This window comes from Gimesia fumaroli (assembly GCF_007754425.1).
Classification (GTDB): Bacteria; Planctomycetota; Planctomycetia; order Planctomycetales; family Planctomycetaceae; genus Gimesia; species Gimesia fumaroli.
Genome location: NZ_CP037452.1, coordinates 7,297,882 through 7,310,731, shown reverse-complemented (window position 1 = coordinate 7,310,731; position 12,850 = coordinate 7,297,882). Strand labels below are relative to the sequence as shown.

Genomic DNA, 12,850 nt, shown 5'->3' with positions numbered 1-12,850 from the left:
GCATTTATTCTTGTTTTTTTAGCTCTTCTACTTGTGTGGGCGAAAAATCCACTTGAGTGCAAACCGATATTATTTTCTCAATATTTAACATATCGTTTTTGTCTGATGTATTGATTAGATAAAAGAGCTCCCCATTCTCGTGATGGACAGAAATCCCTGTCCCTTCTGGAATAGCCTTTTTAATAGCTTTAACTATTAATTCTAAGGTACTTTCTTTTAGCTCATCGTCTGCTATTTGGAATTCATCGCTATTGTTTTTGATATTTTCGTGATTCTCTTCTGTCGTATCTACAGTGCTATAGAATCTATCATTTTCAGACCCGATAAATATATTGTAGACATTCGTGCTGATTGGTTCATTTATATTGCTTATCGGAACTGTGAGCAGTAACCGATTTTCAACCATTTCACCCTTGTAATTTAGAGATAAATGATAGGCCCTGGGGCGTGTTCTCTTTCTCTCCATCCTTGGTCTTGTCGATTGTAAGGTTAATAGTAAGAATGAAGAGAGAGATGGGTCGAAAGCGACCCAAAGGCCCCACAGACAAGCAGCAATAGTAACTAGAATAATTAATGTATCCATAATGAAGTTATCGTAACTTAAATCGTTGCCGTTTTTTGATAAATTCTATAGCTAAGGATCAATGAAACCAGTCCGAGAGCAAATGTTGAATACAACAATATGTATTCATTCATCTTAACTGTTTTTACCTCGGTCATTATTCCGAGGGATATAAACAAGCCATAGAGAACAAGAAAAAATGTAGCCGTATTGACATTTCTACTTTTCCAGTCCCTAATTTCAGCAGTAAACTTACGAACCGGAATATTATTTATCTCGTTAAGGCTAGTTGCATGTAGCACTATTCCAAAAGCGACTAAGTCAACTAAGCTGAAGGCATCAATTCGAATTGAATTGTCTAAAACAATCCAGATAATTAGTCGGCAGGACACTGGAAGAAGAGCAATTAGAACACTGAAATAAAACCAATTCATCTTATTGTTCATTGCTTATAAAACCCCAATTCGACACACCATCTTGAGAATACTTTTTAACGTAGTTACTGATTGAATAGATTTTGATATATACAGCAGAACACATAAATATGCACGAAGAATCACCTTGAATCAAGGCATAAAATACAAGTAATGAGCAAGTTTGTCTTGATATCGTTCACAGTTCTCCTGTTTCCACTCCCAGCGCACGCCGAACCCACCACCGTTATTCACATCCTGAACTGGCACTACGTCTCCCCGGACGTATTCGCGACCGACCTGAAAGAGCAAGACAGCACTCTCACTCAAGAGCAGATTGACCAGCAGTATCACGAGTTCCTGGGTAGCGTGGAGGCGATCCAAAAACAGCAGATGAAACTGCTCCGGCGATTGATCAAAAAGCACAAGCTAAAAGCCGTCTACATCGAGGGGCTGACCGAGAAGAACCACAAAGATGTAATGAAGTCGATTGAGTCGATAAAAGAGTACGAAAAAACCAAGGATGACCCACCTGATGTAATCCTAGAGTTTTTGACGGGGCAAGATAAGTTGGTCATCGGTGCCGCTGGTCGGTTGGTGGTGAAAGGTGAGCTCAAAACCTTGCTGCCTGCTGAAGACGCAAAGGCCTTTGAAGCGGCGGACCCAGTGCGGGCTGATGGAACGGTCGTATTCGATAAGAAGGCCGACGAAGCCCGCGAGGACGCGATTGTGCGGAACCTGCTGAAGGCTGACGGCGTCGTTGTTATCACTCTGGGCGGGGCTCATGACCTGTCTGACAACCTCAAGCGGCTTGCCAAGGGTTGCAAGTATGAACGGGTGGCTGTGCCGAAGCATCGAGGGGTTGCACAGTAGTGTTTTTTTCTGTACTCTGCCTGCAACAGGAAATCACCACATGTACACCATCGAAATTGAAGTTTCACTTGATTTCCCTAGTATTTATTAAATAATTCAATAGTCAGAGTAACAACAAACGTATTCTATTTTAGACAATCTATAGACACAGACGATGTTTGATTAATAGAGCAAGATACACCTTTAAAATTTATGTTTTTTACAGATACCCCCAGAACATTCTGGCATAATGCTGTATCTGTAGTCTTAAACATAAGAAAAATAATTATTTCCACATACTTGATAGAGATGCAAAATGTTCTTTTTTGATATATTTGGTGCGAATTCATCTTCCTTTCAGAAGAACGAAAAGCCCAAAAGGCTCACATACGGTGTGTTTGAAGCCACTAAGCCCAAAAGGCTCACATATGGTGTGTTCGAAGCCACTAAGCCCAAAAGACACTCTTTTGAGAGATTTGAAAAAGATTTTTGTAAAAAAAATCATTTCGAGGCGGTGATTGTAAATGTAGACGAGTGTCCCGCTAGTGTTACAGAAAAAGGGAAAGGGTATAGCAAGCGTTGTAAGACAGTTTATATAGTATCCAATGACGTTGAACTCAATGCCATGAGAGCTCATACAGCGAACCTGAAGAAACGGCCTCTACTTAATTTAGATGCTGGCACTAATGTCCCCCTAGTAGATTTTCAAATAGACACTGATGAGTCTTTAGCTGATGACACGATTAAACTATCTTCCGATACAATAAATGTCGGATCCTGTCTGGAATCAGCTATGGAGCAATTTGGGGACAACTTAACAACCAGTGACCCTGAAGGTAAATAGGAAATGAGTAATCAAACTGATCCTGAAGAAGAACTTACGGAAGGAGCAGTTAATCCTGATTTAGAAGGTTTGGTTCTCAATAACTCTGCATCCACAGAGACATCTGAATCTATTGCTGGTTTATCTCAAAACGATATTGATACACAAAGCGTGTCGACTGCCGATGTGTATTATACATCTACGACTAAAGCTACTAGTTTGTTAAAAGTATCGCCTTACCCAGACCCAGAGGACCTGAGAAGATATGAAGAAATTCATCCAGGTGCAGCAGATCGAATTTTTAAATTAGCTGAACAAGAGCAGGCTAATCGACATGACTTAAAAAAACTTCTCTACTCTGCACAATGCGAAGAGATGAAAAGGGTTCATGAAAGTGATGCTCATGCTAGAAATTCAGCAGTATTAGTGTCGATTGTGCTGGCAGGTAGCGCTGTCCTGATTGCCATTTGGGGTAACAGTTGGTCTAGTGCAGTGATAGGTAGTATTATTGGTGCAGGCTCAATCGCTTCTGTAGTTAAGTCATTCATGAATGGAAGGAGTTCGCCTTCTGATGATGACGATGATGAACAAGAAGAGAGTGCTGATTCAGAATAATAAATTGAAGATCAGGTCTTAGCAAAAAGCCGCTTTTTTAGGCGGCTTTTTTATTTGACTGAACACCTCGAAAATCTTTCACATACTCTCTTGCAATCGCTCGCATTCGCGATATCCTCTTGTACACAAACCTACTTCCATTCCTGGCCGGGGTGCCAGCCGCGTGTGATCTGCTGTAGATGATCACGATAGATTTTTATCCGCGTTCTTCTCAAGGATCGCATTCCTTGAACATCACTACCAACCAACTGTTTCGCCGTGCGCTGAAAGGGATTTCTCATGAAGAGACTGACCGAAAAACAAAAATCAATCCTGAGTTTCATTCGAGTTTACATTGCCAAGATGGGTTACTCCCCGACGGTGCGGGAGATCGGCAACGCGTTTGGAATGAGATCAACCAACGGCGTTTCTGATCATCTCAAGGCGTTGGAGCGCAAAGGACGGTTGAAGCGGATTGAAACCATGCCGCGTGGAATCGAGTTGGTTGAGGTGCCGCTGAAGCTGCGGTTTTGTGGTGTGGTGGAGTGATGCGCAAACAACTATTTTCAAAAAAATGAAAATAGATTTACATGAATACCCTAATCCTATCTGTTTGTTTTTTACTACAAAATCAGGCAAACAGTTTAAACTAGTGCTTTTTTGTAAAGTGTAATAAATTGCCTAGTCCACTTGTATGTGAAGTCACTTGTAAACATGCGGCGCCGCAAAATCAGTTGACGAGTTCACTTTTGAGGCTAATTTATGAACTTAGCAAATCTCATTCAAATGATAAGGACGCTGGGCTTAATGTTCTTCTTTGCCAAGAATCTTGTCGGCATAGCTTGCCATCAATTCACGCAGAACCTCCGCGTTGTAGCGGTCTTCTTTCTCAACAGCTTTTTCAAAACGTGCTTTTTCTACTTCACCCAGTCGAAAGGTGATGGTTGCTTGTTTTTTAATTTTCTTCTTTCGTTTTGCACTCATTTTGAGAGCATATCCAATCTTAGGAATCTCTACAATTTAAGGTTGAAAATGTACTGCAAATTGTACTACTATATTGCAGTACATAATGTCGTGTATGGAGACTACTTTATGAATACAAACGGATTTAAGCGACTTTTGTCGCACTTGGGAAAGGCCTGCAATGACGTGCCATACACACGTCGTGTGGGCCTTTTCTTTTAACAACGGGGAGAGGAAATGCTGAAGTCGACGATTAACAGCACATAAAAGTTCCGAAAATTTCGTAAAAATGAATTAATCAATCGTCTAAAAGTATAGAGCCAAAAAATAAACCCTCAGGAAGGTGCAACTCCCTGAGGGCAATTTAGGGCAAATTAAAAACAACTCCACCAGTGAAAGGGAGTTTAAAATCATGCCTAGCAATGATTCTAGGGAAAGTACGCCCCAAAAATCAAGTGGAATTGAGAATGTGTACGAAAATAGCGATCACTTGAAATGCGTTCCCGGCTGGCAAATGCCGGAAAACGGGCTTTATGGAATCGATTTCTGGTCGCATATGTGGAGACGTCCAACCGAGACGATTGTTAAATGGATTAAGAAATACCAAATTCCCTTTATTGGAATTGAGGCAGGGAACTCTTACATCTACGCAAGTGATTTTCTGTCTCATATTGGAAAGATTCAATCAGATGAAGCGGAGTAATGGTGAGGGAACCGTTTTCAAAAATCCCAAGACCTGCAAATGGGTTGCCCAGGTCACTTACTATGAGGATGGAAAACGAAGACGAAAAACGAAGACTTCCAAAAACCGGTCTGATGCAAACTCTAATTTGCGAAAGCTACACGAGGAAGTTGAAAGCGGCTTTGCTTCTTTGGGATCTGAAACCGTTGGTAAGTATCTGAAGTCATGGATTGAAACCGTTGAGCGTGAAAGCACAAGGAACACTTATTTATCGACACGAAATATCATCACGAATCACGTCATTCCAATCATCGGAAGAAAGCAGCTTGTCAAGTTATCGCCGATGGATGTCCAGAAAATGATTGACAAACTCCGGGACAATGGCGTTGGTGGTCGCACTGTTCAACTCGCATATTGTTACTTGAATACTGCTATGGTCAGGGCTTATTCCTTCCGAATGATTCGAGAAAACCCCTGTTCTCCAGTTAAAAAACCGAAGCATTCCTATGCGAAAGCCAACCCCTTTACAGTGGATGAAGTGAAGGCATTGCTTAAATATTTAGACGGGCACCATTTTCACAACCTGTTTTATACTGGTCTGACAACTGGCATGAGACCTGGGGAATTGTTCGGTTTGTGTTGGGAAAATGTTGACTTGGACAAGAACAAGATTCATGTCGTCCAGCAGCTGTCGAATGCGGGCGGATACAAAGAGATCAAGCCGCCGAAAACCAAGAGCAGTATTAGAACGATTGGTATTTCTGACAGCACCGCAACAGCCCTGATCAACCAAAGGAAGCTACTGGTCAAAAAGGGATACCCCGCTAATGAGTTTGTATTCTATGGCCGCAACGGTTATTCAATCGGGTACATTAACTTTCAAAGTGCCTGGAGGGTTTTGTTAAAAAAGGCAGGCATTGAACACCGTGGCTTTCATCAGGTGAGGCATACTTTTGCAACATTCGCTATCAATAGCGGTGTTCCGATTACGGTCATTTCGGAGACCTTAGGACATTGTAACCGGCCCACAAAATACACCTTGACGTGTATCGTATTCTGCATGTGTTTTAACCACCAGCATATTCAGGAGCGAAAGCGATGCCCGCATCCCAGCCAACCCCGCGTGCCGACCAGCGACGGAACCCGAACCGTGAAGCGTTCTGGCGACAAACCCTTTCTGACCGACTGCAGTCCGGACTCTCGATCCGTGCCTTCTGTCAGCGTGAGGGACTCAGCGAACCAGCTTACCACTACTGGCGACGGGAACTGAAAAAGCGGGATGCCGAGACAACCGCTGCAGCTTCCTTTCTGCCCGTTGAAGTCCAACTCCCTGCCACGCCGATTGAAATCGTGTTCTCACAGGGCACCTCGGTTCGCGTCGGAAACGGCTGTGATCAAACCACGCTCGAAACCGTGCTCGCCGCGCTGGAGCAGCGCGCATGCTGAATCTGCCCACCCGCATTTATTTCTGCACGGTCCCCACCGATATGCGCAAAAGTTTTGACGGCCTCCTGCGAATGACCGAAGTCTACCTGCAGCAAAACGTACTCGACGGGGGACTATTTGTGTTTCTCAACAAAAAACAGGATCGGATCAAGCTGCTGTACTGGGACCACGATGGTCTGGCCATCTGGTATAAACGGCTGGAAGCGGGCACATATCAGCGTCTCTCCAGCCCGGAGGGCACACATGGCCTACAACTGTCCTCAATCGACCTGGGGCTCCTGCTGCAGGGCATCGACCTGACCAGCGTGCAGCGCAGAAAACGCTATCAGATTTCAGAAAAAGTATCGACTTCATAAAAAAACAGTTCCCGCCTGACAACGATTATGTTAAGACGTGGAACATGAACCAGAAACGATCCTCATTGCCGAACGACGTCCAATCCTGCCATGATATGATTCACCAGTTGGGTGAGACCGTGGGAGAGCAACAGCGGGAAGTCGAGCAACTCAAACATTTCATTGATCGGCTGCTGCGACAGCGGTTTGGCGCCCGTTCTGAAAAGATCGCCCCCAATCAAATGAGTCTGTTTGACGAACCCGATACTCCAGAGGAAGCGGCCGAGCCCGAGGACGATGAACCTCCTCCCACGACGGTTTCCGCACATCGCCGTCGTGGCGGTGGCCGTAACAAGCTGCCCGATCATCTGCCTCTGGAACGGGTAGAGCATGACCTGACCGAATCGGAAAAACGCTGTCCCTGCTGCGACCAGACACGGCAGCGGATCGGAGAAATCAGCCACGAACAGTTAGAATTCATTCCTGCCAGCCTGAAAGTGATCGAGCACGTACGTTTCAAATACGCGTGCCGGGAGTGTGAAGAGCATGTGGCGCTGGCTCCAGTTCCTGCCCGGCCGATTGCCAAAGGCTTCGCCGGCCCCGGCTTGCTCTCGACGATCCTGGTGGGGAAATACTCAGATCATCTCCCCCTGTATCGTCATGAATCCATTCTCAGCCGGAATGGCGTACAGCTTTCGCGGAGCACGATGAGCCGCTGGGTCCTGGAAACCGCAGAATTACTGCAACCGCTGATTGATCTGATGAAAAGCCGGGTTTTGCAATCCAGCGTCGTACATACGGATGATACGACGATTCCCGTCCAGGACCAACGGCTTTCCCGCACGCGGACCGGCCGGTTCTGGGTTTACTGTGGCGATGTCGCGCACCCGTATTCGGTCTATGATTTCACCCCGAACCGGGAACGCGCCGGTCCCCAGGCGTTTTTAGAACACTTTTGCGGTTATCTGCAGGCAGACGCGTATGCCGGCTACGAAGAACTGTACCGGTCAGGCAGAATTCACCAGGTCTTGTGCTGGGCGCATGCGCGACGCAAGTTTTACGATGCGCGGACGGTGCAGCCGGAAGCCGCTCACCGGGCATTATTGTTTATCCAGCAGTTATACGCGATCGAACGGGAAGCCGGCGTGTTGAAGTCGGATCTGCCACAGCCGGCGGACTGCGAACACTGGTGGAAACGCCGCTGGCAGTTGCGACAGAAACAGGCGCTACCGATACTGGAAAAGTTCTGCGACTGGTTGACGGAAACCGCGCGCAGTCTGTTACCGAAAAGTCCGGTGGCAGCGGCGATTCAATATCTGTTAAGCCGCTGGTCCGGGTTTACGCGGTATTGTACCGAGGGCATCCTGTCGATTGACAACAACCTGGCCGAACGCACCTTGCGTCCCTGTGCCCTCGGCCGGAAGAATTATCTGTTCGTCGGCAGCGACCGGGGCGGCCAGGCGGCCGCCGTGCATTACAGCCTGATGGCCAGTTGCAAAGCAAACGAAGTGGAACCGTTTGCCTATCTGCGCGATGTGTTGACGCGGATCACCGATCACGCCGCCGATCGCCTGGAAGAACTGCTGCCAGACCAATGGCTGAAGCAACACCCGGAAGCCCACTACACCCGCCGACGCTGAACCCGGCAGCGATTCAGTTCAGTCATTGATAGACCGTGTATTTGCTGAAACGGTTACAGGACATTCAAACCCTTCAATCACGCTGAATGTGTATGCCCATGTGCTACCCTCTCAACGGTCAGACGCGACCAACGCCGTCAGCAAGCTAATCGGCTGATTTTTTCATGGTGGCTAACGCGTGGCTAAAAACCCGCTTTTTGATTGATTTTCAAAAAGCGGGTTTTCTTACAATGTATAGTCGGTTAATGACTAAATTGGTGGTTTGGTGTCTATTTCACTTCATGGACGAGCAGCATATCGTGGCCTAACGAACTCCAGTCGGTGCCGGAGATCAGGACGATTTGACTTCCCGGCGATAGAAATCCGAGTTTCTTACCATATGTCACGATATATTTCAGGATTTTTTGTGGTGACTTATCAACAACATCTGTCAAAAGCGGAGTCACACCCCAGTACAGTGTAATCCGGCGGGCCGTCGATGGCCGGTCAGTGAGAGCAACCGTGGGGACAGTTCGCCGCTGTTTGGATAGTGCCATCGCCGTTTTCCCTTCGTGGGTACAAGTCACCATCAGGTCGGCGTCCAGTTTCTCTGCGGTAATGCCGGCACCGAGTGTCACGGCTTCGGTAACTTCGCGGGCATGTAAGCGGCGGTTACTGGTTGTTTCTTCTGAATGCAGATTGGATGACAGTATGCGGGCCGCCTCGCGAACGATGCGGCTCATCATCGAGACTGCTGCCAGCGGGCTGACACCCACGGCGGTTTCACCAGAAAGCATGACGGCATCGCTGCCATCCAGAACGGCGTTGGCAACATCGCTGGCTTCAGCGCGTGTGGGAAAGGTATTAAATTGCATGCTGTCGAGCATCTGTGTGGCGGTAATCACGGGGACGCGGTATTGATTACAAAGATGGATGATGCGTTTTTGAATGATGGGAACCCGTTCGATATCCACTTCAACTCCCAGATCCCCGCGTGCGACCATCACGGCGTCGGTCAGTTTTAGAATCTGTTCGATATCGCTGACAGCTTCGATTTTTTCAATCTTAGCGACGACATGTGGCGGCTCAACCGGATTTAGTTTCTCAATTTCATCGATCAGATGCGTAATATCATCGGCAGAACGAACAAAACTGAGACCGATATAATCGAGACCATGTTCCACACCCCAGGCCAGGTCTTTCAAGTCTTTTTCTGTCAGGCAGGGAGTACTGAGCTGGACGCCCGGAAGGTTTACCCCCTGCCTGCTGCGGATGATGCCTTCCCGTTCGACCACACACTCCACAAACTCTCCATCTGCGGATTTTTCCACAACGCGCATCGCAACCATGCCGTCAGCCAGCAGGATGGGGTCACCCTCGCGAAGGTCGGTGATTAAAGATTCGTAAGTGCACGTCAATTCCTGTGGATGATTGGTTTCCAGACCACGAATGAAGCGGAAACTCATGTTCTGCCGGCAGATGATTTCATCCCCCGGCAGGACACCCAGTCGAATTTTCGGTCCGGATAAATCGCCAAGAATTCCAATCGGCTTTCCCAGTTCTTCTGAGAGCTCGTGAATGTTCTTGACGACTTCGGCCAGATTATCATGTTTCCCATGGGCGAAGTTCAGCCGAAACAGATCTACGCCGGCAATGATTAATTTTCGCAGCATTTCGCGCGAATCGGAAGCCGGGCCGACCGTGGCAATGATTTTCGTTTTTACGAGCGGCTGTTCTTCATATTGAGTGTCGTTCATCATGAACCTTTAAAAAAATATTGCGACAGCATACAGTTCAGTGCGCTCTGTTTTTGTCTGAAATCATAATCAGTTTTTCTTTTCGGGCTGAAACCATTTTTGGTTAACCTGTTTGATGGGTTCGCCCGGTTTGGCAATCCGAAATTTCCCTTTCAGACTGACCGTCGTGGGGCGAATACAGGTTTTGTCATTACAGGCCTGATACTTCACATTCAGCTCAAGTTCTTCCTCTTTTCCCGCTGCGCCGGGTGGAATCGTAAGCGTACCTCGAATGATGGCCTGCTTTTCGTAAACCTGAAGCGGTTCATCAAAGCCTGCGACTTTGAATGCATGCCCGGTGGGGTATTTCACTTTTGATAATTTGATGTTCTGAGCCGACTTAATCGTGAACGTGGTTGGCACCATAAAATCAGGGCTGGGAGGATTCTGGTTGATGTGCCAGCTGTCCTCAATCGCGAGCACAATCGCCACCTGACAGGTTTTGCCTGCAGGCAGTTTGTCGACGGAGAGATATGCTTTCGCAGTGACCAGTTTCTTTTTGGGGCTGGCCTGTCCCAAGCCTGCCGCCGCCAGTAATTCGAGACCGGGATTCACGGCTGCCAATTGTTCCGGTTCTTCAGCGTCAGTCAGGGCTAAACGAAAATCGCCAACAGGAAGGGGAACCGCGGACTGTTTCTGGTTGAGGGGCGAATCCAGATATTCACCGACGGCTTGAACCAGTTGGGCACAGCGAGCGGGGTAGCGTTTGATGATTCTGCCAAACAGTTGAAGTGACTGGTCGGCGTGCTGTCGGTATTTCGGTTCCTGAGTCAGTTCGGACAAACGAATCAGATTGCGGACGCTGATACTGTTGCCGGATGGAATCGCTGCATCATAGGCATTTTTGGTGCGGGCGATTAACTGTTCATGGTCGTGTGTGGTGAAAAAGAACCCATGCTCTTTCTGATCCCAGAAGAGTTCTATCTGCAGGTCAGTCAGTTGACGTGCCTGATCCAGCCAATGCTGTTTGCCGGTTGCCTCATGCAGTGCCAGCAGTCCCTGAACCAGAAACGCATAGTCATCAAGATAGGCGTTTAACCGTGCCTGCCCGGAACGATAACTGCGGTACAGGTGACCTTGATCATTGCGCATCTGATCAAGAATGAACTGTGCTGCCTTTTCTGCAGCGGCAGTATAATCGTGGCGTTTCAGAACGCGACCGGCAGTCGCCATGCCTTCAATCATCAGACCATTCCAGCTGATCAGAATTTTATCGTCTTTTAACAGCGGCTTTCTCTGGTTTCGAAGCGTATGCAGCTTTTGCCGCATCGCAGCGAGTCTGGTTTCGAGGGCGGCGGGAGTCGTCTTTTGTTTTTCTGCGAGTGCTTCCAGCGAAGTCACACGATGTAATACAAAACCGTGTTCGAAACGCGCTGGTTCATTCAAGCCATAGAATTCAGCGAACAGGTTATAGTTATCGTCCAATGCCGTTTTGAGTTCTGCTTTCGACCAGGCGTAGTGCTCACCTTCAACGCCATCGGTTTCCGCATCCAGGGCCGAATAAAAGCCCCCCTGAGGGTCGGTCAATTCCCGCAGCACGAAATCAATGATGCCTTCGGTGACCTGCTTATATTGAACGTTGCCTGTTTGCGCAAACGCGTTCGCATACAATGATGCCAGTTGCCCGTTATCGTAAAGCATTTTTTCAAAGTGTGGAACATGCCAGTAGCGGTCGGTACTATAACGGTGAAAGCCGCCTCCCAGATGATCATAGATTCCGCCGTTCGCCATTGCATCGAGAGTGTGGTACAACACCTTTGCTGACTCAGCAGCGGTGGCATCGTTTGAAGGCGCTTCAAGGTCATACTGCAGCAGTACCAGCTTGGACGAAGTTGGAAACTTGGGGGCATTTGGTGTGACTTCAGAGAAATCGATGCCTCCAAATTCAGAGTCGTAACCGGCGTTGATGGAACGGACGCCTGCACTGACCAGTTTACTTTCAATCGCGATCGCTTCCGTTGCGGCTTCTTCCTTTTGCAGACGGGCGACTTCTTTTGCGATGATCGTGGCGCTCTGCTCGACCTGTTTTTTATCTGCTGACCAGAGTTGGTTCACGCGTTGCAGAACGCGGGGAAAACTCATCTGGCCACCCTGATCCGTGGGAGGAAAATAAGTACCACCGGCAAACGGTTCCCGTTCCGGAGTTAAAAACATCGATAAAGGCCAGCCGCCATTGGCAGGAGCACCGATCAGGTGAAAGTAAACGCTTAACGAGGTCATGTAAATATCGTCGATGTCCGGGCGTTCTTCCCGATCTACTTTGATATTCACAAAATTCTCGTTCATGTATTTCGCAATTTCCGGATTTTCAAAAACCAGGCGTTCCATCACATGGCACCAGTAACAACTGCTGTAGCCAATCGACAGGAAAATGATTTTGTTTTCCTGCTTTGCTTTTTCAAAGGCCTCCGGTCCCCAGGGATACCAGTCTACGGGATTATGTTGATGCAGCAGCAGGTAAGGGCTGGTCTCTTTTGACAGACGATTGGTAAATTTCGCAGTTTCTTTGGGAGATTCGGGTGAGTCAGATGAAGGTTGCTGCGGTGCTTTTTGAGAATCATCGTTGGCAGACAACATTTGATGGTTCCAGTTTGAATTGATGAAACAAGTGGCGAGAATCAGTGCGAACCACCACTTTGTATTTTGATTGCAATCCATTTTTATTCCTCCAGGGGCAAGCCAGCGCGCGAATGCCCTGACAAGCAATATTGGTCTAAAGCGGGGCAGCCGAACTTCGGCTGATCCGACGGGGGTACCAGTATCTT

At 47.6% G+C, this 12,850-nt stretch carries 12 protein-coding genes and 1 pseudogene; 9 read left to right on the top strand and 4 right to left on the bottom strand.

All coding sequences use genetic code 11. The features are described 5' to 3' along the window. Positions 1-4: 4 nt before the first annotated feature. Positions 5-583, bottom strand: a complete 579-nt coding sequence (locus Enr17x_RS27625) for a hypothetical protein (RefSeq protein ID WP_145313376.1) — start codon at positions 581-583, stop codon at positions 5-7. Between the two features lie 566 nt (positions 584-1,149). On the opposite strand from Enr17x_RS27625, the gene Enr17x_RS27620 reads away from it, so the two are divergent. The 4 genes from Enr17x_RS27620 to Enr17x_RS27605 all read left to right on the top strand — a co-directional run bounded on the left by Enr17x_RS27620 (position 1,150) and on the right by Enr17x_RS27605 (position 3,793). Next, positions 1,150-1,848, top strand: a complete 699-nt coding sequence (locus tag Enr17x_RS27620) for a hypothetical protein (protein ID WP_145313374.1) — start codon at positions 1,150-1,152, stop codon at positions 1,846-1,848. 295 nt (positions 1,849-2,143) lie between these two features. Then, entirely contained in the window at positions 2,144-2,671 is a 528-nt protein-coding gene (locus Enr17x_RS27615; RefSeq protein WP_145313373.1) for a hypothetical protein, read from the top strand. Between the two features lie 3 nt (positions 2,672-2,674). Further along, complete coding sequence (locus Enr17x_RS27610; RefSeq protein ID WP_145313370.1) at positions 2,675-3,265, top strand: DUF2335 domain-containing protein; 591 nt, start codon at positions 2,675-2,677, stop codon at positions 3,263-3,265. 279 nt (positions 3,266-3,544) lie between these two features. Next, positions 3,545-3,793: a LexA family protein gene (locus Enr17x_RS27605; protein WP_145313369.1), complete on the top strand. Its 249-nt coding sequence runs from the start codon at positions 3,545-3,547 to the stop codon at positions 3,791-3,793. Between the two features lie 255 nt (positions 3,794-4,048). Here the strand turns inward: Enr17x_RS27605 and Enr17x_RS27600 are convergent, their stop codons facing one another. Next, the gene (locus Enr17x_RS27600; RefSeq protein WP_145313367.1) at positions 4,049-4,228 is read right to left on the bottom strand and encodes a hypothetical protein; all 180 of its coding nucleotides are present in this window, start codon (positions 4,226-4,228) and stop codon (positions 4,049-4,051) included. Positions 4,229-4,550: 322 nt separating this feature from the next. Here Enr17x_RS27600 and Enr17x_RS29800 point away from each other — a divergent pair, with 322 nt between their 5' ends. The 5 genes and pseudogenes from Enr17x_RS29800 (at position 4,551) to tnpC (ending at position 8,310) form a co-directional block, all read left to right on the top strand. Continuing rightward, complete coding sequence (locus tag Enr17x_RS29800; protein ID WP_232100878.1) at positions 4,551-4,910, top strand: hypothetical protein; 360 nt, start codon at positions 4,551-4,553, stop codon at positions 4,908-4,910. Beyond that, positions 4,897-5,898 (top strand): annotated as a pseudogene (locus Enr17x_RS30420) (tyrosine-type recombinase/integrase); the annotation flags it as partial. The gene Enr17x_RS29800 and the pseudogene Enr17x_RS30420, both read left to right, overlap by 14 nt. A gap of 89 nt (positions 5,899-5,987) precedes the next feature. After that, positions 5,988-6,335, top strand: coding sequence for an IS66 family insertion sequence element accessory protein TnpA (gene tnpA, locus Enr17x_RS30205; RefSeq protein ID WP_145305627.1), 348 nt, complete (start codon positions 5,988-5,990; stop codon positions 6,333-6,335). Further along, positions 6,329-6,691 carry an IS66 family insertion sequence element accessory protein TnpB gene (gene tnpB, locus Enr17x_RS27585; RefSeq protein WP_145305628.1) on the top strand — a complete coding sequence of 121 codons (363 nt, stop codon included), beginning with the start codon at positions 6,329-6,331 and terminating at the stop codon, positions 6,689-6,691. Before tnpA ends, tnpB begins: the two co-directional genes overlap by 7 nt. Positions 6,692-6,735: 44 nt before the next feature. Next, positions 6,736-8,310: an IS66 family transposase gene (tnpC, locus tag Enr17x_RS27580; protein ID WP_232100877.1), complete on the top strand. Its 1,575-nt coding sequence runs from the start codon at positions 6,736-6,738 to the stop codon at positions 8,308-8,310. Between the two features lie 269 nt (positions 8,311-8,579). Here the strand turns inward: tnpC and pyk are convergent, their stop codons facing one another. Both pyk and Enr17x_RS27565 read right to left on the bottom strand, forming a co-directional pair. Then, the gene (gene pyk, locus Enr17x_RS27570; RefSeq protein WP_232100876.1) at positions 8,580-10,046 is read right to left on the bottom strand and encodes a pyruvate kinase; all 1,467 of its coding nucleotides are present in this window, start codon (positions 10,044-10,046) and stop codon (positions 8,580-8,582) included. Positions 10,047-10,115: 69 nt separating this feature from the next. Continuing rightward, positions 10,116-12,743, bottom strand: coding sequence for a DUF255 domain-containing protein (locus Enr17x_RS27565; RefSeq protein WP_145313360.1), 2,628 nt, complete (start codon positions 12,741-12,743; stop codon positions 10,116-10,118). Positions 12,744-12,850: the final 107 nt, after the last annotated feature.

What these genes read in the sequence shown, in the direction of transcription:
- Enr17x_RS27625 (WP_145313376.1), bottom strand. Translation starts at nt 583, where the DNA reads ATGGATACATTAATTATTCTAGTTACTATTGCTGCTTGTCTGTGGGGC.
- Enr17x_RS27620 (WP_145313374.1), top strand. Translation starts at nt 1,150, where the DNA reads ATGAGCAAGTTTGTCTTGATATCGTTCACAGTTCTCCTGTTTCCACTC.
- Enr17x_RS27615 (WP_145313373.1), top strand. Translation starts at nt 2,144, where the DNA reads ATGTTCTTTTTTGATATATTTGGTGCGAATTCATCTTCCTTTCAGAAG.
- Enr17x_RS27610 (WP_145313370.1), top strand. Translation starts at nt 2,675, where the DNA reads ATGAGTAATCAAACTGATCCTGAAGAAGAACTTACGGAAGGAGCAGTT.
- Enr17x_RS27605 (WP_145313369.1), top strand. Translation starts at nt 3,545, where the DNA reads ATGAAGAGACTGACCGAAAAACAAAAATCAATCCTGAGTTTCATTCGA.
- Enr17x_RS27600 (WP_145313367.1), bottom strand. Translation starts at nt 4,228, where the DNA reads ATGAGTGCAAAACGAAAGAAGAAAATTAAAAAACAAGCAACCATCACC.
- tnpA (WP_145305627.1), top strand. Translation starts at nt 5,988, where the DNA reads ATGCCCGCATCCCAGCCAACCCCGCGTGCCGACCAGCGACGGAACCCG.
- tnpB (WP_145305628.1), top strand. Translation starts at nt 6,329, where the DNA reads ATGCTGAATCTGCCCACCCGCATTTATTTCTGCACGGTCCCCACCGAT.
- tnpC (WP_232100877.1), top strand. Translation starts at nt 6,736, where the DNA reads ATGAACCAGAAACGATCCTCATTGCCGAACGACGTCCAATCCTGCCAT.
- pyk (WP_232100876.1), bottom strand. Translation starts at nt 10,046, where the DNA reads ATGAACGACACTCAATATGAAGAACAGCCGCTCGTAAAAACGAAAATC.
- Enr17x_RS27565 (WP_145313360.1), bottom strand. Translation starts at nt 12,743, where the DNA reads ATGGATTGCAATCAAAATACAAAGTGGTGGTTCGCACTGATTCTCGCC.